The sequence below is a fragment of the Halorubrum halodurans genome (genome assembly GCF_002252985.1).
GTDB lineage: Archaea > Halobacteriota > Halobacteria > Halobacteriales > Haloferacaceae > Halorubrum > Halorubrum halodurans.
Genome location: NZ_NHPJ01000015.1, coordinates 22,329 through 45,801 on the forward strand (window position 1 = coordinate 22,329; position 23,473 = coordinate 45,801).

Sequence of the window (23,473 nt, forward strand, 5' to 3'; positions counted from 1 at the left end):
TATAATATGCGTATAAAAAATAAAGAGAGCAGGATCTCAGTCATCTGAACCCTCTATGTCTGCGAATATGCTGACTGTTCCATCCAATTGTTCGGGTATCGGCTCTTTCTCAGTAGTGTCTTCGCGCGTGTCAACGACCGCGCCGATATGAAGACTCTCTCCGGGGTTGATCGTCCGATCTTCTTTCTTGTCAATTTCGTGGTCTATGCGGCCATCAACAAGCGTACTTCCAGTAAAACCGGTCGAAACCAAATCAGGCCGAACCTCTTCCAGCGACTTGTCCATATCACTCGGGAGTGGACTCACCCAAGTGACGATGACGGCGCTTTCATCATCGCTGACAGCATAGTCCCATCCCCCCGGTGGATCATCGTAGTCGCCTTCCTCAACTGCGTATTGATTGTTGAATCCGACTACGACGCTCTGTGTCCCGTTGTTTGTCACCTCAAGTAGGCGATCAATTGCTGTGATCGCGTTCTCGTTAACACCTCCACCAGATGAATTTGTTTCCTCACCAGTGATGTCAATCTCAACGGTTCCATCCTCGGGCACAGTCACATAATCGGCGTTTGTACTGTCCGGAAACGGAGTGATACCGAGAAACGCATCGGCATCACCGGCGGTCTCAACGGCGACCGTCCGTTCGGCTTCAACAGTGTTGAACGCTCCCGTTCCAAGGAGGGCACCGCCCCCGACCACTACTCCCCCCAAGCCGATAAGGACGGTTCGACGGTTCACGTTTTGCTTCCAAGATGGTTGAACACTTTGTATTGGGGGGCTTGGGATCTCTTCGAGCGGTAGTTTCTGCTTCAAGCACTCCTTTCGAACCCGTTGGGAGTGCTAAATAGCGCGTTGAGCCTTGTTTAGACGCTCCTGACGGCTGCGGTTAGTTGCCCTGTTGAGTGAACCGAATCACTCCGAGAGTAGCTCTCTATCAGATCTCGTTCTGGACAACGACTGTAGAATACGATCTGGACCGCGTCTAAACAAGGCCTGCGCGTTGTATTCAGCACGCCGTTATGAGCATTGGCACAATCTAGTAGAACTCTCAGCGGTACATTCGCAACCCTCATCGACCGGCTGTTTCATCCGATGATGTGTCTAAATAATAGGACTTCAACAGAGTCAAACTGTTCGAATACAGTTCCGATTATCACGGCCGCTCTCTCTGTGGCGGTATACATGGCTGGCAGCACGGCGTCGCTTTTATATCGCGTGCGTTGTTCTCAGCGATCGTCTTTTGATTTCGTTCAGGGCAAGTGAAACCCGAACAAAACCTTTAATACTCTTAACGCTCGAAACCAGCGTTAGCCAGTCCATCCTTCCCCAACCACTATATCTTGGAGCAACTGTACCGTATCGAGTCCCTGAGTGAATGGATTACCTGACGTATTTGTATCGTCTCGTATTCGTTGTTTAGGATCTACTGAGACACCGAACGTGCTGAATGAGCTATAATCAAGCTGTAGCGTCACATTGAGCTTTTCACCAGGACTAATATCCACTTGTCCTGCCGGATCTTCACTACTGTTGCCGCCATTGGGTGAGATCTGTGGACGGCCGCTCCTGTCCTCAGCTAGGAATCGATACATGTACTGAGTCAGTTGCTCGCTTATATTGTTTGTCTGGTCAGTTACCGCGGAGCCGTATCCTCCCTCATATTTGAATGCCACATCGTTTACGGTTTTGAGTCCAGTGTTTCGAAGCCTGAGGATGTTCGTAAACTCGTAGGTGTCGTACTCAAAGTCAACGGCCTTCCGAACGATCACGTCTCCGTTCGTATTCTGGTCGCGTGGATTGACCGTTGCGACTGGAATATCAGCCGTGCTTATATCTTGGAGCCCACCAGATCCGTCGAAGAAATCACCCTTCGAATCGAAATCCACGTACGATTCGCCGTGTGAACCCGGCGACTGTGTGACAGTCCCGTCGTCTGCAAACGCATCGCCGGCTTCCACAACGAGGCCGTCTGCCGCGACGACGCGAAGATCACTGTTGGGGTCAGTCGAGGAACTGAACGCTGCTGACGTGAACGTCGCACCGCTCCCGCTGGCGAGGAGTCCGAGTCCCGAGAGGGTTTTTCTCCGAGTGAAGTCCATAAGTTCGGCTTTCGAATGTCGCGTGCTGGAGCAGCACGGCTCCAGCGCGCAGACGTAGATGTTTATTTAGGGTGAGACGTCGTTACCATCCTCGACGCCAACTTTTATCGTGTCCACGAGGTCGACAGTGGCCGTCTGCTGTTGGAACGGATCCCCCGTAATGCCGGCCGCGGTTTCGAGCGCGTCCTCGTGCGTTTTCGTATTGTAGTCGACGTATATCTGCTCAACGTTGCCTGGGGAAACCGTGACGACGTTGTCTACCGTCGGTGGAGACGCCGTTGGGTCATCCGTCGAGATCTGAGTGTCGCTCGAATCGAAGAACCGGAACGTCTCAACTGCCTCTGTTTCGGTCACCTGTGTGCCGCCGGCGCCAACATCCGGACCGAACGTCGGGAACCGGATCGCGATATCTTGGCTGCTGTTCGTGTCGTTTCTGACTTGGAAGACGCCGTTGCTCGAATCGCCGATTTTGTCGTCAGCACCGAGCGCAACGGCCGTTTCCAGGAACAGATTGCCATCAACGGCGTCATTGATCGCGGCTGCAGGGACGTCACCCGGAGTAATATTCTCTAGCCCTGCGTTGGTGTTTCCACCGAACAGTGAGTTACTGTCCTGATCTTGGAGTGTTTCGCCATCTGGAGCGGTCGAAGCGGTCGGATCGAATGTGTCGCCCGCGCTACTTCCGTCGCGGAACAGAATCCCCGGCTCAAGTGTGAGCTTTTCATCAACCACGACCCGCATGTCTGAGCTTGGGTTGACTGAATTGTTGAACGCTGCGCTCGAAAAGACCGCGCCGCTCCCAGTTGCCAATGCTCCGAGGCCGAGTACCATGCTGCGTCGTTTAACCATGTGGCTTCCACCTACTCACCCCATGACAGGATACCCACTTAGTATTAGGTTACTTGAAACGATCGAAGGGCGGGCTTGAACCCCGGATCGAAGCCGAGACCGGCTTCAAGCCGGGCTTGAGAGGGCGCGATCTTCGTATTTAACCGATAGACTGCGGCGGGGTGGTGCTCGAAAGTGGAGAATCCACGAGTCACGGTACCACACGCGACCGTCCGGGCGTCCCGGCCCCTCAGCTATCAGTCACTCCTCGTCGATCGCGGCGACCTCCAGCACGACGCTTGACGCGTCGGGAAGCTCCTCGAGGTCGCCCGGCGGATCGTCGGGGATCAGGTTCACGACCATCCCGAAGCTGACCGCGTCGCCGGACTCGAACGTCTCGTCGGAGCCGGCGAACATGGTCGTGCGCCCCTCGTCGTCCGTCCCGGTCGGCTCGTCGGCGGAGACGATCCGGAGCGCCTCCGCGACCCCGACGCTCTCCGCGTCGGGGTCGTCGCCCGTCGCGGCAAAGGAGAAGGCGAGTCGGTCGTACGGCACGTCGCCGTTGTTCGTCACCTCGACGAGGTCCTCGAACCGCGAGATCGACCGGCGGTTCAGCTTCGTTATCTCGATCTCGTCGACCTCGCCGTCGTCGTCGGTCAGGACGTACTCCTCGCCCGCGCGGCCGGGCGTGAGCGAGAGTTCCGAGGTGACGACGATCCGGAGGTCCGCGGCCGCGGCCGTCCCGGAGAGGAAGGATGCGGAGCTGACGACGGCGCTGCCGAGCGCCATCGATCCGAGGCCGAGCGCGGTCTGTCGTCGTGTGGGCATTATGTGTGGGACACGGGCGTGCGTCTCGTACACACCTTCGCCGCTCGAGGGCTTTGTATTGACGGGCTTTCCGTCGTCGGCGCGTCCCGTCCCGTTCGAGGCCGCGGTTCAGCCCCATCGATACGCGATTCAAGCCCGTCGATACCGAGATTCAGCCGGTGCTTGGGGCGGTTCAAGCGACTCAATACAAAGTGGGTGGGGGTACATGGTGTAGATATGGCTAACAGACGCAGCGTCCTGATCGGACTGGGCGGATTGGTTGCTGGCGGCGGCGCGATCCTGGGTACGGGCGCGTTCACGACAGTGGAGGCACAGCGGACGGTCAACGTCCAGACGACGGGTGACGCAAGCGCGTTCCTCGGGCTCTCGCCTGCGGATCGTGACGGAAGTGGAAACAATGAGTACGTTCAACAGTCGGGTGGTGACGATGACCAGACAGTCGAAATTACCCTAGAGAATCCGAATGGTACTGGCAACAACGCGAGCGGGCTCAATGAAAGCGCGATAACGGTCTTCCGAAACCTAGTGACGGTTACAAACAACGGTACACAAGACATAACCTCACTTGAGCTACAGTTCATTAGTGAGGAAAATGATAATCTCTCTGCTAGCGAGATAGACGATGTATTTAGCTTCACCGTTTCACCAAGCGGATACGGAAACAACGGCAGTCAATCGACTATAGCTAACGATCCTGACGATGATGACACGGGAGCAGACATATTAGGTTCAGGTACGTACCGTGATGGCAGTGCCCTCACACCGGGGCAGTCAATCAACTTCGGAATTCAGATCGACCTGCTCGACAGTGGAGTTACCGAGATTCCGGCAGATAGTAGCTTCACGCTTCAGATAACCGCTGAAACCGCGAACAGTAACTAGTAGCCAATAGCCTCGGTTCATCGCGGTCTCAGCGGAACTCGTTCGTTCCGGGCGTCGTGGTCGACAGTCGACGGCGGCCCGGCGTCACTGCTATACGTAGTTGTGACCAAGGCAGAGACGGTCGGTACCAGTAATCAGATTCCATGGGTCGAAAACGTAGCCGAGATCGCTCGCGTGGCGGGTCGGGCGGAATCGTGAGCCGCCGCAAGGTCATCGGCGCGCTCGCGACCGGCGGCATCGGCGCCGCGGCGCTCCAAAGCACTGGCGCCTTCAGCACGGTCGACTCGCAACGGGACCTCAGTGTCGTGTCGACTGACGACGACGAGGCGTTTTTACGCATTACCGGCGGACAGGCGGGCGGATCCGACGGGGACACCGTCACGCTGTTCGAGTTGACGAACCAGTTCGACCAGCCGCTGACGACGATCTCGGCGACGGTCGTGAGTTCGGGACCGCCGATCGACCCGCAGACGATACGGACGCCTGCCGAGCTCCCGCCGGGTGGATCCGGCGACGTTCAAGCGACGGTCGACTGCGACGCTACCGGCGCGGTCGAGATACGGTTCGTCGCCTCCAACGCGAACCAACGCGTCGAGTTCACGCGGACCGCGCAGGTCGCGTGCGAGAACTTCAACGTGTGTGCCCCCCGAGAGCGTCCCTCCGGGTGCGTCGTCAACGAGGTTCCGAAGAAGTCCACCGACTGTACCGTCGTGATCGACAAGCCGAATCAGGTCAGAGAGCGGATCACGGGCAACACCACGATCGGCGGTGCGGCTGAGTTCCACTCGAAAAGCCAGATCGACCTGACGCTCAGGGGGAACTCGGAGATCCGAGAGTATCTCAAGGTCGATACGCCGAGCCAGATCGGCTTGGATCTCGGCGGCAACAGTCGCGTCCGGGGCGTCCTCAAGGTACGGAGCAAGTCACAGCTCGATCTCGACGTCTCGACGCGTGTCGGGGGCGGGATCTGCGTCGAGGACGCCGGAGAGGTGACGCTCACGCCGCGTAACGCCACGATCGACGGCGAGGTTTCGCTGACCTCCAACGATCAGGTGACCGTCGATAGCTTGAAGAACGCGACGACGGGCCCGATCACGATCGACGCCTCCGGTCAGGTGAAGTTCGACAAGGCGCGGAATTCGACCGTGGACGGACCGGTGTCGGTGACCGCGGCCGGCCAAGTCAAGCTGGACGAACTCGAGGCCGTCTCGACCGGTCCGATCACGGTCGACGGCAAGGGGCAAGTGGACGTCGTCACCGGGCGTGACACGACCGTCGACGGGGCCATCGAGGTCACGGACGCCGGCGGGCAGATCACGCTCGATCTGGCGGCGACCGAGATCGCCGAGGGCGTTTCGTTGGCCAACAAGAGCCAGGTAGACGTGTCGCTGACGGACGGGTCGACCGTCGGATCGGCCGTCGACATCGACACCTCGAGTCAGGTGAAGGTCGACCTGACCGGCTCGTCGATCGAGGACGATCTGGACATCGAAACGAAAAGTCAAGTCGAGGTCGACCTGACGGACAGCCAGATCGATGGGACGGTTACGATCGAGTCGCAGAGCCAGGTCGACGTCAGACTGGATAACTCGTCGATCACCGGCGACCTCTCCATCTCGACGCCGAGCCAGATCTCCGTCTCCGACTGTTCGGCCGTCGAGGGGACGGTCACCCCACAGAGGGCGTGTCGATAGACCGAGAGCCCGAAGTCGGACGCGCCGGACCTCGCCTCCTCTCGGGCCTGGAGACGCCCGCCTCCCGCGGAGTTCGTCACGACCGACGCGAGCGCGACGAGCCGACTCCGTCGACGAACCGGGAAAGCGTCCGCTTGATCGGCCCCTGAGGAGGAGATGCGCCCACGGTCGCCGTCATCCCGTCTCGGTTCCCCCGCGCTTATGTCGCCGACGGCACAAAATCGGGCACGAACCGGATGCCCCGCGACCCTGACGCGACGGTCCTGATAATCGAGGACGACCGCGAGGAGGCCGAGTCGTACGCCGGCTGGCTGGACGACTACGACGTCCGACTCGCCGCCGACGGCGAGAACGCGCTCGCCGGACTCGACGGCGACGTCGACGTGATCCTGCTCGACGGCGACCTGTCGGATCCCCCGAGCGAGGAGCTTCTCGGGCGGCTCCGCGCCCGCAGCCTCGACTGTCAGATCGCGCTCCTCTCCGGCGCGCAGGTCGGATCGGACGTGCTCCGGCTCGACATCGACGAGTACGTCCCGCGGCCGCTGAACCGGGAGGAGCTCCGCGAGACGGTCAGGCGCCTGGCGGACCACGGAGCCGTCGCGGGAAGCGTCGAGACGTACCTCTCGCTCGTGTCCCGACGGCGACGGATCGAGGCCCGCCGGAGCGACGAGGACCTGACCGACGACGAGCGCTACCGGGAGCTGACCGGCGAGATCGCCGCTCGACGCCGACAGATAAGCTCGCTTCTCGAGCGGATCGACGACCCGGTCACGCGGTCCGGAGAGCGGCCCGCGGATCCCCTCGGGGACGATCGGCCCGAGGGGTACTCGGGAGCCGACGCGGACGACGGCCCGTTCTACCGGGTCCGGTCGGCGGAGTTCTACGGGCTCTGGCTCGTCGCGGCGCTCACCTACGGCGTCGGCGACGTCGTGTCGACGCTGTACGCGACCGTCGCGGTGCCGGGACTCATCGAGGGGAACCCGGCCGTCAGCGTCCTCCTCGAGAACTTCGGCGTCCCCGGCTTCCTCCTGTTGAAGCTGCTCGTGTTTCTGGTGTTGATCTCGGTCAGCGTCCAGGGGGCTCGCGCCCGCGAGCGCTTCTCGTACTACTGGCCCCCGGTGTTGGCGACCGGGGTCGGCGTCCTGTTGACCGGGTGGAACCTGCGGCTGGTGATCGGAGCGTGACGGCGGGTCCCGCTCGGGTCGCGCCGACCGACGAGGAGACCGCAGCGACGGTCAGAGCCACTTGCGGATCCGTCGTCGCAGGCCGTCGACGAACGTGACGTCCCGGTCGCGGTCGCGGAACCGGAACGGCTCGAGTCCGACCGCGAGCACGTACACCGTCGTGACGACCACGAGTATCACGGCGTCTATCGCCGCGACGGCGACGAACGGATGGATGTCGTGAAGCGAGAGGATGACCGGCGCCGGGAGGAACTGGACGTACTGCCACTCGGAGACCGACCTGACGTACGCGCCCGTCTCCTCGGGCGCGTGGATGGTGACGGTCGTCGAGGCGGTTTCGCCGCGGCGGGCTACGAGCGAGCTCTGGGCGACGTCGACGCCCGTGCTGGCCGCGTCCACGGTCGCGATCCGGGGAATGAACCCGTCGTTGCTGAAGTTGTAGGTGTACTCCACGGAGCCGCCGCGCTCGATGACGGTTGGGCTGGAGCTCGGCGTCTGCGAGCTGACGATCGTGATGTCGTTGGTTCCGGACGGGATCACCATGCTCGCGGTCGCCGGGACGGTGATGAGGAGGAGGATGGCGATGAGGACGAGGACGGCGCTCGTCTCGCCACGCCGGTCCCGCGAGCGGTCGTCGCGTCCCGGCCGCCCTCGGCCGCCGACCATCTCGGCGACGAGACTGTACGCCAGCAACCCCAGTCCGACGAACACCATCGACGAGCCGGCGTTCCCGTCGGCGATGCCTCCCAAGCCGGGGATGCCGGAGAGCGCCGATGCCGCGGCCGAGAACCCGCCCTGGAGGAGCAGAACGACCTGTCCGATCCGTGGGATCACCACGACGTCGCCGCCGACCTCCAGCGCGACCGCGACGATCTGTGACTCCTGTACCGGCGGCTCGGGACCGTCCTGGTCGGTGAAGGGGTTGGCGTCGCCCCGCGTGATGTAGCCTTGCTCGGTCTCTCCGACGACCCTGTGAGTCGTCAGTCCGCCGCCCTGGAGCTGTTGTGCCTCGAAGGTGACGACGTCCCCCTCGTCGATGTCGCCGGCTATCGCGGGCGGAACCGCGACGAACCCGTCGCCGGGAGCCATGTTGGCCGGCTCGGCGTTCATGCTGCCGGTGAGCACGAAGCCGAGAACGATCGGCTGGCCGAGCTGCTGGCCGACCAGCATGACCACGACGAGGACGACGAGAACGGCCGTCACGGTGGATCCGGCCGCCGATCGGAGGTTCATTCTGTATCGGGTTTCCGTTCACCCGGCGTACGGCCGCCAGACGTATAGCTCGTTCGCCGGACGTTACGTCCGTGCTACCGGCGGGACGCGGCGGTCGACGAGCAGGAAGACGTGAACGACGAGGAACGCCAGCGCGTACCCGAGGAAGTGAACGTAGACGTTGATTCGGGGACCACCGGGCGTCGGCCTCGGGAACCCCGCGATCGGGTAGGCCAAGAGAACGACCGCGCAGACGCCGAGGAGTTCACTGTATCCGGGGGTCGCGAGGGCGTGACCGACCGTCCCCCGAAGCGTCCGCGACGAGCGCCGTGCCGCGGCGTGGCCGTACGGGATCGCGACGACGATCCCGATCGCCGCGAGCCCGATCGCCGTGACGGACGGCGGGAGCACGAGGGCGACGATGTAGCTCGTCGAGGCGAAGAACAGCGCGGGACCGTATCGCGTCCCGTCGGCACCGAAACAGTCCTCGGCGACGGTCACGAGCACGACCGAAACGTATCCCAAAAGCGCCATGTTGATCCCGGAGAACCCGAACCCGACGGCGTCCCGTGGGATCGCCAGGTTCAGCCCGGACAGGACGAACGGGAAGGCGAGAAGGAACGTCACAAACGAGGTGAAAAAGAGCCGTCGGCGACCAGCGACGACGCTGAGCCGGTACGCGACGGACGCCAACAGAACGAATCCTACGAGGTTGCCGGCGAGGTGTGTCGGCGTCAAGTGAACGTAGTGTGCGGTGAACGCCGTCACCACCGTCGGCTCCGTGTACGAGAAGGCGTACGCCCGCCTCGCCTCGATCGGGAGCGCAAACACCGCGACCAGGACGAACGGAACGACGAACAGGACCGACAGATCCCCGATCCGTGCTCGACGGGCGCGTTCGACCGCGTCGAGGTCGGAGGCAGCCGGATCGTCCGACGTGAGATCGGAGCTCGAGACGCCCATACACGCCGGAGCCGCCGTGACGCTATAACCGTTGAGCGTTCGTTATCAGGAGTGATATTCACGGAGGACGTCAACGTACGCCGGCGAATCGAACACGACACGCCGACTCGAGACGTCGCGAGAACGTCTATCGACCGGAGCTGCCCCCCGCGGACGCTGCCGCCGGAGCGGAGTGCGGCGGTCACGGCGCGGGGTCGTCCCGACGCGGACCGGACCGACCGCGTTTCGGGACGGATCGGGACGAGGCCGCTACGACTGACGGCGGGCCACCGCGGCGCCGGCCACGGCGATGAGGGCCAGGATCAGGATCACGACGATCACCGTCGTGTCGAGACCTGCCGGCTCCTCGTCAGGATCGTCCGTCGTGCCGTCGTCCGTGGCTTCGTCGTCTGCCGTACCGTCGTCCGCGGCTCCGTCATCGGCCGTGCCGTCGTCCGCGGCTCCATCGTCTGCCGTACCGTCGTCCGCGGCTCCGTCATCGACCGTCTCCACCACGAGGTCGGCGGTCGTCGTGTCCGACTCGCCGGCGTCGTTGGTGACCGTCAACTCGACCGTGTACTCGCCCGTCTCCTCGAACGTGGTCTGTGCCGTCTCGCCGGTGAGCGTGTCGCCGGCGGCGGACCACTCGTAGGAGACGATCTCGCCGTGCTCGTTCTCGGAGTCGCTTCCCGAGAGTTCGACGGTGTCTCCGGGCTGGATCGTGTCCGGAGCCACGTCGATGGCGGCCTCCGGCTCGCTCACGGCACTCACCGTGAACACGGAGAAGCCGGGCGTCTCCGCCGTGACGACGATCGTCTCACCGCTCGCGTCGACGCTCGTCTCGAGCGGTTCGGACTCGCCGTCGACGTTGCGGAACGCGCGAAGCTCGTCGGGAGTCGCCCCGACCTCGTCGAGCCGACTCCGTGAGACCGTGAACTCGATCGTCGCGGCCGTGTCGGCCGACTCGCCGGACACGCTGATGTCCTGTACCGCCAGGGCGGATCCGGGCGTCGGGACGGCGTCCGTGTCCGGATCGATGTCCGACACCTGGACGTCGCCGACCGACTCGTCCGTCTGGAACGTGATCGTATCGACGGTGGAGACCGTCTCGAACTCGGCGACGGGCTGCGTGCTTCCCGGACCGCTCAGCGGGGTCGCGACTTCCGTCGCGGTCACGTCGACTCCCTCGAGCGATTCGGGGGGTGCCGGCGGTTCGGCGTCATCGGCACCGCCGCCACCGCCACCGCCGCCGGTCGGCGCGTCGTCATCGTCGTCGGCATCGTCATCGTCGTCATCGTCGGCGGCAGTGACTTCCAGCGTTCCGATGGGCGTTCCGTCGACCTCGACGTCGAAGTCGCCGGTCTCGGTCGGCGTGAACGTGAACTCGACCTCGGTTTCGCCGTTCGCATTGACCGAGACGGGTTGAGTGTCTACCGCCGTTCCGTTGAGGGTGAGCTCGAAGTCACGTCCGCCGTCCGCTTCGCCAGTGTTTTCGATATCCACGGTCGCCGTCACTTCGGTCCCCTCCGTGACTGAGGAGGGAAGGTCCCCGCTCCCGCTCACCACGCCGAGGTTCGACTGCCGCTCGGTCACCGCCAGCGTGCCGACCGAGGTCCCGTCGACCTCGACGTCGAAGTCACCGGTCTCGGTCGGTGTGAACGTGAACTCGACCTCGGTTTCGCCGTTCGCATCGACCGAGACAGTTTGGGTGGTGATCGTCTCTCCGTCGAGGGTGAGATCGAAGTCACGTTCGCCGTCCGCGCCACCAGTGTTTTCGACATCCACGGTCGCACTCACTTCGGTCCCCTCCGTAACGGAAGTCGAACTCAGACTCCCGCTCACCACGTTGAGTTTCGGCTGTGGATTCTCGACGGCGATTGCGAACTGTGAGAGGCTATCGGTCGTCGCCTCGTAGATGTAGTCGGTCTGTTCCTCGCTCACGAGCTCGGTTCCGCCGCTGACCGGTTCGTAGCTGGTTCCGTCGTACCGGAGCAGCTGGACCTCCTCCTCGCTAGCATCCGCATCCGCGAGCGCGGCCTTACTCACACGGAACGTGAAGGTGTTGTTCGCAAGCGAGCTCGCCGAGAGGTTCGACTTCGTCGCGGAGACGTAGCGGATCGCTCCGTACTCCTCCGAGTCGATTTCCGGGCCGAAGGCGTCGGATGACCCGTCGATGCTGAGGTTGAAATCATTGCTCGTCTCGACGTACGGCTGCGTGCCGGTCACTTCCGCGTCGGCGTCCGGGTACGGACTAAAGGACCGGTCCGGCTGAAGTCCGGGGTTGACGTTATCGTACGAGAGATCGACGCTGCCGTACTCGACGGTGATGATCGTCTCGGAGTTCGAGAGGAACACCGAGGCACCAGGCTGGCGTGGATCGGTCGTGATGACGTTCAGCGAACCGTACTTCGGCCCGGGAATCTGCGGAGTCAACTCGACCGTGACGGTCGTCGATTCGCCCGGTTCGAGGACGTCGGCACCCGTATCAGTCACGGTGAACTCGTTGCCGAAACCACCGGACGCGGCGACGGCCCGAAGGGTCACGTTCGCGGTCGCGCTGACGTCGTTCGTGACCGTGAGCTCACGCGTGGACGTGTCGCCGAGCGACGTCGAACCGAACTGGAGCGCGCCACTGCTCACTCTGAGTTCGGGCGTCTTGCCCGTCCCGGAGAGATCGACCTCGAGCGTTCCCTCGTCGGGGTCGTCGCTCCGGACGAGTACGGTTGCTGTCTGTGCGGTGCCGTCCTTCGCCTCGGCGACGTCGTCCGTCGGCGGCGCGAGCTCGACGGTCACCTCGCTGCTGGTTCCGGGCGCGATCGTCAGCGGCGAGTCATCCGAAACGGCCGGGTCAGTCACCTCGAACTGGTCTGAGTCGACCCCGGCGAGCGCCAGGTCGGTGACGTTCAGTGGCGCGTTGCCGTCGTTCGAGACCGTGACCGTCTCGGTCGTCGTCGTTCCGAGCCGCGTCCGCTCGAAGGTGAGACTGCTCGTGTCCAGTTCGATGTCCTGTTCGACCCCGGTCACGCCGAGGCTGGCGGTCGTCGTGTCACCCTCCGCCGTTTCGATCTCGAGCTGTGCGGAGGCGGCCCCCGTCACCGTCGGAGCGACCTCGACGGCGAACTGCTCCGAGTCGCCGGCGGCAACCGTCCCGGTCGGAAGACCGTTCACCGAGAAGGCGGATGCGTCGTCACCCGTTATCGAGACGCTCTCGATCTCGAGTGGGGCGTCTCCGCTGTTGGTGAAGGTGAAGTCGGCGTCTTCGGTGCTTTCGATCTGGACCTCACCGAAGTCGTACGCGGACGGCGAGAGCGACGCGTTGGCTTCGACACCGGTGCCGTTGAGATCGAACGAGCGGTCTTCGTCGTTCGATGTCAGCTCGAGCGTACTCTCGAAGTCGGTAGTGTCGTCCGGTCCGAAAGCGACGTCGTACGTCGTGCTCTCGCCGGGGTCGAGTGAGGTCGCTCCCCCACTGACCACGGAGAAGACGTCGGATCCGGTGGTTGGAGCGTCGAGTTCCAGTGTCGCGTTGCCGTCGTTGCTGACGGTGAACGAGCGCTGTTCCGAGCTACCGTTCCGAACGTCCCCGAACGTTCCGTTCAGATCGTCGGTAACGGACAGGTCGGGCGCGATGCCGTCTGCGGTGAGTTCCACCGTCGTGTCGCCGGCTGGGTCGTTCGTGTCGAGCGTGAGGTTCGCCGTCCGTTCGCCCGATTCGGTCGGCACGGCGGCGACCGAGACGGTCCGACTCGCGCCGGGGACGACGCTGGATTCGTCATCGGCGATTCCGCTGGTGACGTCGAACCCGTCCTCGTCGGCTCCATCGATCGTGACATCGTTTATCTCCAGCGTCTCACCGCCGTCATTCGTGATCTCGATCGTCGCCGGGTCACTGCTCTCGTTGACCGGGACCTGACCGAACTCGATCGCGCTGCGATCGACCGACGCGTCCGGTGCGGATCCGACACCGACGAGCGATATCTCAACGGTGTCCTCGTCCGGATCGTTGGTTTCGATCGCGAGCGTCGCGGTCCGCTCGCCGAGCGTGTCGGGGTCGAAGTCGACGGCCACGGTCGACGAGTCGCCGCCGGAGATGTCGTCCGTCGGCTCGTCCGTGACGCTGAAGGCGGCCGTCTCGTTGTCGGTGATCGAGACGTCCTCGACGGTGAGGTTCGTGCCGTCCTGGTCGTTGGTGATCTCGAGGACTCCGGTCGCGTCCTCGTCGGAGACGGTGTTCACGTAGCCGAAGCCGACGCTGCTCTCGTTGACGGCGACGTTCGGCGGCGTGGCGTCGCCGGACAGGGAGACAGCGAACTGGCTGCTCCCGGCGACGGCACCGCTCGCCGCGAACGTCACGGTCGCCGAGTGGCTCCCGTCGTTGCCGTCCGGGTCGAACGTGATCGTGACGTTCGTCGACTCACCCGCCCCGAGCGAGCCGGGGATCGATCCGACATCGAACTGTCCGGATCCACTACCGGTCGTCGAGCTCCGGAAGGCGGTGAGTTCCTCCGTACCGTCGTTACTGAGCGTAACGGTCCGAGTCTTCGAGTCCTCCTCGCCGATCGTTCCGTAGTCGATGGTGCTCGAATTGCCGACGAGACTCGTACGTTCGGCGTCTCCCCGGACTCCGAGGCTGATCGTCTCGTTGTTCGGATCGTTCGTATCGAGCGTGAGGTCGGTGCTCTGCTCGCCCGGGCTCGATGGCGTGAACCTGACCGGGAGATCGCGCGTCTCGCCGGGCTGGATCGTGACTGTGCCGGGCGAGCCGACGAGCTCGAAGGGTGCGGCGGACGGAATCGCGCCTGTCGTGTCGATCTCGAGCGTCGCGTTGCCCGTGTTCTCGATGACGGTCGCGTTGGTCGCCGAACCGCCCACCGCGACGCTCCCGAAGGTGAGGTTGGCTTCCGTCGGCTCGGGCCTGACCTCGACGGTCGGCGTGAGAGTCGTCGCAGAGAGAGCGATCGTTCCGTTATCGACCGCGTCGTCGTCCGTGGTGAACGTGAGATCTGCGTTGGGCGAGGTTCCCGTCGACGTCACGTCGACCGTGACGAACTCGGACTCGCCGGGGTCAAGGTCGATACTCTCACCCTCGTCTTCGACGGCGAAGGTACCGCTCGTTTCGTCGTCCACCGTCGGCGTCACCGCGAGGGTGTCAGTCCCGGTGTTCTCCACGAGAACGCTCGCGCTCTCAGTCGATCCCTGCGTGATCTCGCCGAACGAGTACTCGCCGCTCGGCGAGAGCAGCAGTTCGCCGCCGGACCCGGTTCCGCCCGCCCCCACGGTCACCGTCTCGTTGAACGGATCGTTCGGGAACAGCCGCAGTTGGCTGCCGTATGTCCCGGCTTCGTCGGGCTCGAACGTCACGCCGATCGTGTCGTTTTGGCCGGGCGCGATCGTGATCGTGCCGGTCTCGTTCCGACTGAACCCGTCACCCATCGATTCGGTCGGAATCCGGAGGTCGCGGTTTCCGGTGTTCTCTATCTCGACGGGCTCCGTTGGGTCGTCTCCGAGGTCGGTGTCACCGAACTCGATGCTGCTCCGGTTGACGCTGATTCCCGGCGCGACGCCGGTGCCGGAGAGGCTTACCTCGCGGACCGGGTCGCTTGGCGTGTCGGCGCGGAACCGTAGCGTCGCCGACGCGTCACCCCGCTCCGTGGGAGCGTACGCGACGGTTATCGTCCCGGAGTCGCCGGCTGCGATCGAACTCGGAGCCTGCCTGACCTCGAACTGGCTCGCGTCGGTGCCGGTGACGCTCGCCCGCCCCAGCGAGATCGGTCGTTCGCCGTCGTTGTCGACGGTCACCTCGACCGTTCCGGTGGTTTCGCCGGCGGGCGTGGCACCGACCTCACCGAAGTCGGACGACTCCGGTACGGTGAGCGGGTCGGTGACCGTGATCTCGACGGTGTCGCGCTCGTATGCCACCCCGTCGTCTCCGCTCTTCGTCACGACAGCCGTGTACGTGCCGCTCTCGCGAACCGTCGTCTCGGCCGTTCCAACGGGACCGGTGGAGACCCGCCGATTTCCGATGGCGACCGTCGCGTCCTCGACGCGATCTTCTCCATCGGTTACGGTGAAGCTGATAGTCTCGCCAGACGTGACCGTCGTTGACGACGCCGCCAGATCGAGAGAGACTTGCTTGGGTGCGACCGAGATTTCGGTCGGTTCACGGTTGTTGATCGCGACGGTACGCGTTTCGCTCCCGGTGAAGGTGACGGTGAAGTTCGTCGAGTTCGTCTCGTCGGCCGCGACGTCGACTGTGCGGGTGTCATTCTGCTCGTCGTCGACTTGTAGATCGACATCGACTGAGTCGTCGATCCCGCCGCGATTCTCCACGTTCGCCTGGACGCGGATCGGCTCACCCGACGAGATCGCAGTCTCGTTCACCGTGTAGTTGGCGACCGTCGCCGCAGGATCGACGCTGACCGTCGATTCCTCGTCGGCTTCGGTCCCGTTATGCGTGACGGTGAGTGTCCGTTCGCCGGTTTCGTTGAGCTGTGCCGAGAGCGTCACCGTCGATGAACTCCCCGGATTGACCGACCGGACCGTGGAGTCGACCGTGCCGTCGGCGGTCGCCAGCGTGACGTTCCGGTCGCCTGCGACGCCGCCGGTGTTCAACAGGTCGACCTCGACGTCCACCGTCTCGCCCGCGTACACGGGCTCGTCGGTGGTCACGTCGGCCCCGAGCAGGCGCACGCTCGCCGGACGGCTGACCGTGAACGTCGTGCTCGCGGGGTTGTACGTGGTCTTCTCCCCGTCGGCCGTCACCGACGCGGAGACCGTGCCGGAGGTGAAGGACCTGTTCGCCAGACCGCTCGAGTTCGTCGTCAGAACCCGGCCGGCCGCGACGATCGTCGCCCCCTCGACCGGCGCGTCGTCGCTGTCGGTGACGTTGAAGACGACCTCGTCCGCGGTCGTCGGGTTCGCCGGCTCGACATCGACCGACAGATCGACGATCTCCTCGGTGGCGAGCACGCTCGCCGGCGGTTCGTCGTTGACCGCGATGTCAGTCCGTCCGACCTCCTCGAGCGTCAGCGTGAAATCGTCGACGTACGTCACGTCGCCCGCGTCGAGGTTCGAAACGGTCGTGCTGTCGACCGCATCGCCGTCCTGGTTGAGCGTCACCTCGAACTCGTCGTCCGTCGTCGACCCGCGGTTCTCGACGGTCGCGTTGACCGTGATCTCGTCGTCGACCGTCACCGACGTGTCGCTGACTGTGAAGTCGGTCACCGCGGTCTGTTCGTCGATCTCGACCTCGCCGGCCGCCTCGTCTCCCACGGAGAGCGTCCGCGTGCCGGCCGAGTCGAACGTGGTGGTCAGTTGAATCGTGGTGTCGTTTCCGCCCTCCAGCGTGACGTTCCGACTGTCGAGGACGGTGCCGTCGTCGTCGGTGAGGGTGACGTTCTCGGTGCCGCTCAGGTCACCGTCGTTCTCGACGTCAGCCTCGATCGTGACGTCGTCACCGGTGAACGCCTGCGTCGTCAGCCGGTAGGCGTCCGTGACTTCGATGGCGGCCAGTTCCTCGACCGTCACCTCCACGGAGTCGCTGTTGAACGTCGTCCCGTCCTGGTCGTCCTTCGTGACCTCGGCGGTGTACTCACCGCCCTCCTCGAGGGTGATACTCGCCGTTCCAGCCTCGACATCGGTCTCGTTGCCGGCGACCGTTATCGTGGCCGTGTCGATGTCCTCTCCGTCGGCGGTGACGCTGAACTCCAGTGGCGTACCGGCCGTCACCGTCTCCGTCTCTGTCTCCCCGTTCACGCTCAGTTCGAGATCCTCGACCTGTTGAGCGACGGTGACCGTTCCCGCGTCGACCTCTCCGGTCGGCCCGCTCGCGGTCACGTCGTACGTGTCGCCCGCCAGGCCCTCACCGAAGGTGAAGCTCTCCTCGACGGTGACGCTCTCGCCGGGACCGATCGCCCCCGTCGATGGGTTTTGTTCCTGATCGCCCGCGGAGAACGTGACCGTAACGCCGTCGCCGTCATCGGTTTCGCCGCGGTTCTCGACGGTAGCCTCGACCGTCACCGTTTCACCCGGCGTTATCGCCGTGGCGCTCACGGAGGCGTCGGTCACCACCGACTGGGGTCCGACGCTGACGGTTCCGGCTTCGTTGCCGTTGACGCTGATCGTCTCCTCGTCGGCCGTCGCGTCGAACTGCGTCTCCACGACTACCGTTCTCGACTCGCCGGCACCGAGCGTCACGTTCCGCGTTTCCAGCGTGTCGTCCGTCCCGTTCGTGACCGTCAGTTCGATCCCGCCTTCGACGCCACCGTCGTTCTCGACGACCGCGAAGACATCGACCTCGTCGCCGACGACGGTCTCGTCGGTCGGAAGGAACGCCTCCGTGACCTCGACGTTCGCCGGCTGGCGGATCCGAACGCTCGTCGAGGCAGGCTCGAATGTCTCGGTGTCGGTGTCCTCCGCGGACGCGCGTGCGGTGTACCGATCGGACTCGTCGAACGTGGTGGTGACCGTGCCTTCGGGATCGGTCGTGAGCGTCTCGTCGTCGACGCGAACCGTCGCGTTCGCCGCCGGCTCACCGTCAGCGAGGACGGAGAACTCCACCGTGTCGCCGACGACCGTCTGCGGGGTGACGTTCGAGGCGATCTCCAACCCGACGCCCCGCGGTTCGACGCGCACCGCCACGGGATCGAGATCGTCGACCGAGACGTTTCTGGATTCGAACGCCGGACCGGTCGTGTCCGACGTCAGCTCCGTCGTGGTGGAGCTACTGCCGTCGACGGTGACGTTCCGGGTGTCGACGACAGCACCTTCGACGGTCAGGTTAACGGTCTTCTCGGCCTCCGTCGTTCCCCGGTTCTCGACCGTTGCGGTCACGACGAGGTCCTCATTGACCGTCACGCTCGACGGCGTCGAGAAGTCGGTCGTGTCGAGCGCGGGGTCGACCGTGATCGTCTGATACTCCTCGCCTTCGACCGTGATCGTGTACTCGCCGACGTTCGATACGATAGGCTCGAAGACGAGCGTCCGGCGTTCACTCCCGTTCAGCGTGACGTTCTCGCTGAGTTCGAGTTCCGTCTCGTTGAAGCTGAAGTTCACCTGCTCGGAGCCGCGCAGGTCGCCGACGTTCTCGACCGTCGCCTCGACGGTCAGGGTGTCGCCGGTGTAGAGTTGGGTCTGAAGCGGCGAGACGTCGATCACGTCGATGTTCGTTGGCGCGTTGACCGTGATCCCAACCGAGTCCTCGAGGTAGGTCACGCTCTCGTTCTCCGCCTTCGTCACCGTCGCCTCGTAGTCGCCAGCCTCGTCGAAGGTAACCGTCGCGGTTCCCTCGTCCCCAGTCGACCGCTCTTCTCCGTTCACGGCGAGCGACGCGTTGATCGAGTCGCCGTCAGCGGTGACGTTGAACTGGACCGTCTCGCCCTCCACGATCGTCGTCTCGTTTGCCGTGACGTTCAGCTGCCGTGCCGTCCGGTCGACGCCAACGAACTGAGGCTCCGTCGACACTGCGCCGTCGAGTTCGGCGTCGCCGACGGTGATGTTTCGGATCCCCGGGGTGTCGAACGACGTCGTGAACGCCAGTGATTCGTTCTCTCCGGGTTCAAGCGTACCCACTGGATCGGTCTCCGTGTCGATCGGCTCGCCGTCGACGAAGACCGTGGCGTTGAAGTTCCTATTGACGCTGTCGTTGTTGCTGACGGTCGCGTTGATCGTGACCTCCTCACCCGTGGTCACTTCGTCCGGCTCGACCGAGAGGTCGTCATAGACGATGTCCGATGCCAGTCGCACGTCGAGGTCCACGGTGTCTTCGTTGTAGGCTTGGGTGCCGTCCTGCTCCTTCGTCGCAGTGGCGGTGACCGGTCCCGTGGCGGTCACGGTGAGGACCGCCTGGCCGGAGGCGTTCGTCTCAGCCGTCGCGTCGCCGACGGTGACGGTCGCGTTCTCGATCGGATCACCGTCCGCGGTCCCGTTACGCACCGTGAACAGCACGTCGCTGCCGTTGAACGGTTGCGACTCGTTCGCCGTGAGGTTGAGATCGACGACCTCCTCTTCGACCTCGATGTCGGTCTCGAGCTGTGTACCGTCGAGGAACCGGTCGTCGATGGCGACGGTCTGGGTTCCGAGTTCGTCGAACGAGGTTTCGAAGGAGACCTGTGCCTCCTCGGTCGGCCCGAGGAACGCGCTTTCCGACTCGCCGACCGGCTCTCCGTTGACGAGCAGCGAGGCGTTGTATTCACCCTCCAGATCCCCCTCGTTCGAGACGTTCGCGGTTATCTCGACGGGCGTGTTCGCTTCGACGGCCGAGGGAGCCTCCAGATCGGAGTAGGTGATGTCTGCCGGTGCGCGGACGGTCAGATCGCCGATCACGCTGTCATCCCCGCTCGCGATCGTGTGGTTGTACTCTCCCGCCTCATCCACGGTGACGTCCTCGAAGGTCACCGTCTCGGTCTCGCTGCCGTTCAGATCGATGGACGTACTTTCGACCGCCTCGCCGTCGGGCTCGAGCCTGAGTTCAACGGGTTGAGTCGCACTCGCCTCGCCGTCGTTCGTCACGTTCGCCGACACGTCGAACGGCTCGGTTTCGTTGACCGTCGCGTCCGCCGGATCGAGGTCGGTGACGCTGAACTCGGCTGCGTCGAGGATAGTAACGTTTTCCTCGTCGTCATCGTCGGAGGACTCAGCAAACAGGGAATATTGCCCCGCTTCGAGATCAGCGGTCCCAAGAGTCGTTTCTACGGTTGTACTGCTCTCGGGATCGAGCGTGACGTTTTCACTAGTGAATACGAGATCGTCGAATTCAGACCGAGGCTGTAAGCTGACAAAGATCAGTTCATCCGAACCCCGGACGTCTCCGACGTTCTCGACCTCGACGACAGCAGTTAGATTCTCTCCTTCAGTGATCTCCGTATCCGAGGCTTCCGGATCGATCGAGACGTTGAAATCAGCCCCTTCGAGGACGGTGAGGTCACCGACCGCCTGATCGTCCGCGCTCGCGATCGTGTGATTGTACACACCCGGCTCGTCAACTGAGACGTCTTCGAAGGTTACCGTCGTGGAATTACCTCCGTCCACACTTACCGTCTGATTAGCGACATCACGAGCGTCCGGTTCGAGCTTGAGCCCGATCTCCTGTTCGAGGGAAGTGTCGCCCGTGTTCGTCACGTTTGCCGACACGTCGAACTGCTCGCTTACGTTGACCTCGGCGGTCTGCGGTTCGAGATCGGACACCTCGAGAGCACCGGTTTCGAGGACGGTCAACGTCGCCGTGTCGGTCGAACCGGGGACACCGAGTGGCTCTCCCAGGTTATTCTCGGCGGATTCGTTCACGGCGTGGAGCATCGCCGTGACGTTCTGTGTCTGTTCGAATGCTGGGTCCACTTCGATCGTCTCGGCGTCGGCGGATTCAGACGCGTTGAACGTGTCGCTTACGCCCCGGATGTCAAAGGAAAGATCAGCATCGTCTTCCACGTCTTCCTCGTGGATCGCGATTACGTAGTCCACGTCCGCGCTCGCGCTCGCGACCGTAACGCTAGATGCGGAGTTGACGGCCTGCTGGTCCTCTATCGTCACTGAACCCTGAATAGGCTCTTGGACGGAGACATCGACCGTGTCCTCACTATCGTCGCTTGCCACGACCGCATCGTAGTCACCGGCGTCGCCCTGCGTGGTGTCCCATTCGAGGTCGAACGTGGTCGCTTCCGTACCGTTCAACTGGACGACCTGGCTATCCACGACCTCGTCGCCGATCGTGAGGTTGATCTGTTGTTGGCTGCCATCGATATCGACGGTGTTCTCCACGGTCGTGTTGATGACGACAGTGTCGTTTTCAGTAACGTCAAGTGTGGAATCCGCTTCGTTGACACCGATATCGTAGAATTCCTTGTCGACGACCTCAACAGTTACTGAATCCTCGTTATCAGTTCCGTCGAAACTGACAGCATTAACAGTAAGCTCAAGATCTCCGGTTTGAGTGGGATTGTATGTAAATGAAATATCTTGTTCACTATTAGCATTTATAATAACATTTTCTTTTGTTTGTACGCTTTCGCCGTTAGCATTAAACTCGATATCACTAAACTCCGCCTCATTTCCAATATTCCGAACTGTCGCGTTAACTGTTATACTGTCAGTTGTTGTTACCTGTGAATCCGTCGGCTGATCAATGTCAACGGTGAAGTACGGATCAAGATTCTGACTTTCACGGATTCCGACGGATTCCTTATTCGTATAAGTTTCTCCCGTCTTATTATTTTCCGCGACATGAATTATCGAGTAGTCACCCTCGGTGAAGTTCTCGGACGTCTCGACCTCGAAGGTCGTCTCAGTACCCGTGTCGGCCTTCGCGACCAACGACGCGTTGAGCGTATCTGCGTCGCTCTTGTTACTGATCTGATCACCGATTCCGCTCCCGATAAAGCCGAACACGTCGTCGACGGTGAATATTCCGACCTCATCACGTTCGCCGAGATCCTGACCCATGAGGGTGGCACCGTCTTCGACCCTGCGAGTACCATCGAAGCCGGCGATACCAGTCGTGATATCGAGATTGTTTGGATCGAGCCCGCGAAGTTCATCGACATTGACAGTTATACTTCTGCTAGAAAAGTCGTTTTCGTTGTAGAGTATCACCGCTTGCGTGATCTCACCATCCTCGGGCAGATCAGCTTCCGCTTCAACGGTCACGTTCTCACCGGGACGGAACTGCGGGCGCGCCGTATTCACAAACGAACTTCCGTCTTGAACGACGGCGAAATCAAGTCCGACGACGCGCATGTCGTCCAGCGTAACGTTGGTAGAGCCGTCAACTGAGATGCTCCCCTCATTCACCGCCATGAAGATGTAATTGCCGCTACCACGACCCTCAGCAGTTAGATCATACGTTATTTCATCACCATCACCGACAGTCGTCGTCTCGAATATCTCGACCGTCGAGTCTTCATTGTTAAGTAGATCTTCTATCTGTGAAATTTGGGAGAACGTATCGAGTCCCTCTGACGTATCCGTCTTAACCGCGACGATGTCGACGTCCGATCCACTGAATCTGCTAAGAGTGCCGCTCTCCCCTTCAAAATCGAAAGTGAGGGTTTCATCATCGTTGTGTACGGGAACGCTTCCCTTTTCATTTGGATATATGTTGGTGTTAACACCATCGGCATTCAGAGCCACCTCCGGGACATCAGTCTGCATTCCCACTGCGCTGTCGTTCACTTCGACCTGTAGTCCCTGGAAGAACAGATTAAAGAAACTCACATTCTCACTTCTTTCGATGAACCCGTCAGTCAATCCGGGTTCATCGGTCGTGAACGTTCTATTACTACCCATATCACGGCCGTCTTCAAATTCGGCAACTGCCTGGAACTCGTACGTAGTTGCCGGATCGAGGAACGTTAGCGTCTGATTAAACGTTGTATTGTCACTGACAGTCTGCTTCGTGGTTTTTTGGAACTTCGTGTCAGATTCAGGACGGTATCTGAAGTACACCTCAACTGGTTCATTGCTGAGGTCAGCGACTTCACCGCTTAGTGTCGCGTTATAGATTCCGATATCATTTGCCGAGTCCGTAGTTGCGTTGAACTGTATCCCGGCACCAGTGTTTCCCCCTGTGTTTGCCCCCTCTACGTTCTCACCGACGCCGAACCCTCCAGCGGACGCAGCAACGCCCGAAGACGCCATGGACGAAACCATGAGGAAGGCGAACACGACTGCGAAGAATTTTTCGCGAGTCTCGGATGTCATACGGAACAATGAGATATTGGAGTGACATAATTGTTTTCGTCATCCGAAATGTCGCTATCGACAAATAGCCGGAATCGAGATGGAACCAATTAATACTCACGGACATAAATAC

12 protein-coding genes and 1 pseudogene are annotated in these 23,473 nt (G+C 62.3%); 5 read left to right on the forward strand and 8 right to left on the reverse strand.

What is annotated here, in order from left to right:
- Positions 1-36 precede the first annotated feature (36 nt).
- The 4 genes from DJ70_RS01640 to DJ70_RS01650 all read right to left on the reverse strand — a co-directional run bounded on the left by DJ70_RS01640 (position 37) and on the right by DJ70_RS01650 (position 3,755).
- Entirely contained in the window at positions 37-738 is a 702-nt protein-coding gene (locus DJ70_RS01640; protein ID WP_094529571.1) for a hypothetical protein, read from the reverse strand.
- A gap of 569 nt (positions 739-1,307) precedes the next feature.
- On the reverse strand, positions 1,308-2,099 hold the full coding sequence (locus DJ70_RS16570) for a hypothetical protein (RefSeq protein WP_143420892.1): 792 nt from the start codon (positions 2,097-2,099) through the stop codon (positions 1,308-1,310).
- Positions 2,100-2,165: 66 nt separating this feature from the next.
- Entirely contained in the window at positions 2,166-2,948 is a 783-nt protein-coding gene (locus tag DJ70_RS01645) for a hypothetical protein (protein WP_143420893.1), read from the reverse strand.
- Between the two features lie 240 nt (positions 2,949-3,188).
- Positions 3,189-3,755, reverse strand: coding sequence for a hypothetical protein (locus DJ70_RS01650; RefSeq protein ID WP_094529574.1), 567 nt, complete (start codon positions 3,753-3,755; stop codon positions 3,189-3,191).
- Between the two features lie 216 nt (positions 3,756-3,971).
- On the opposite strand from DJ70_RS01650, the gene DJ70_RS16575 reads away from it, so the two are divergent.
- The 3 genes from DJ70_RS16575 (at position 3,972) to DJ70_RS01660 (ending at position 7,515) form a co-directional block, all read left to right on the forward strand.
- Positions 3,972-4,637 carry a hypothetical protein gene (locus DJ70_RS16575; protein WP_143420894.1) on the forward strand — a complete coding sequence of 222 codons (666 nt, stop codon included), beginning with the start codon at positions 3,972-3,974 and terminating at the stop codon, positions 4,635-4,637.
- A 194-nt stretch (positions 4,638-4,831) separates the two neighbouring features.
- A complete protein-coding gene (locus DJ70_RS01655) occupies positions 4,832-6,331 on the forward strand; it encodes a hypothetical protein (RefSeq protein WP_094529577.1) in 1,500 nt (499 codons plus the stop codon).
- Positions 6,332-6,567: 236 nt separating this feature from the next.
- Positions 6,568-7,515 carry a HalX domain-containing protein gene (locus DJ70_RS01660; protein WP_094529579.1) on the forward strand — a complete coding sequence of 316 codons (948 nt, stop codon included), beginning with the start codon at positions 6,568-6,570 and terminating at the stop codon, positions 7,513-7,515.
- Positions 7,516-7,566: 51 nt separating this feature from the next.
- Here the strand turns inward: DJ70_RS01660 and DJ70_RS01665 are convergent, their stop codons facing one another.
- The 3 genes from DJ70_RS01665 to DJ70_RS01675 form a co-directional block, all read right to left on the reverse strand.
- Complete coding sequence (locus tag DJ70_RS01665) at positions 7,567-8,748, reverse strand: hypothetical protein (protein WP_094529581.1); 1,182 nt, start codon at positions 8,746-8,748, stop codon at positions 7,567-7,569.
- A 63-nt stretch (positions 8,749-8,811) separates the two neighbouring features.
- The gene (locus tag DJ70_RS01670) at positions 8,812-9,690 is read right to left on the reverse strand and encodes a hypothetical protein (RefSeq protein ID WP_094529582.1); all 879 of its coding nucleotides are present in this window, start codon (positions 9,688-9,690) and stop codon (positions 8,812-8,814) included.
- A 249-nt stretch (positions 9,691-9,939) separates the two neighbouring features.
- On the reverse strand, positions 9,940-21,195 hold the full coding sequence (locus DJ70_RS01675) for a choice-of-anchor D domain-containing protein (RefSeq protein ID WP_245810635.1): 11,256 nt from the start codon (positions 21,193-21,195) through the stop codon (positions 9,940-9,942).
- Positions 21,196-21,213: 18 nt separating this feature from the next.
- Between DJ70_RS01675 and DJ70_RS17680 the strand changes: the two genes are divergently transcribed.
- Entirely contained in the window at positions 21,214-21,531 is a 318-nt protein-coding gene (locus DJ70_RS17680; RefSeq protein ID WP_245810636.1) for a hypothetical protein, read from the forward strand.
- Positions 21,532-21,570: 39 nt separating this feature from the next.
- On the opposite strand, the pseudogene DJ70_RS18000 reads toward DJ70_RS17680, so the two are convergent.
- A pseudogene (locus DJ70_RS18000) lies at positions 21,571-21,975 on the reverse strand (CARDB domain-containing protein); the annotation flags it as partial.
- Between DJ70_RS18000 and DJ70_RS17130 the strand changes: the two are divergent.
- Entirely contained in the window at positions 21,886-22,434 is a 549-nt protein-coding gene (locus tag DJ70_RS17130) for a hypothetical protein (RefSeq protein WP_179233921.1), read from the forward strand. The pseudogene DJ70_RS18000 and the gene DJ70_RS17130 overlap by 90 nt on opposite strands.
- The last annotated feature ends 1,039 nt before the right edge of the window (positions 22,435-23,473 follow it).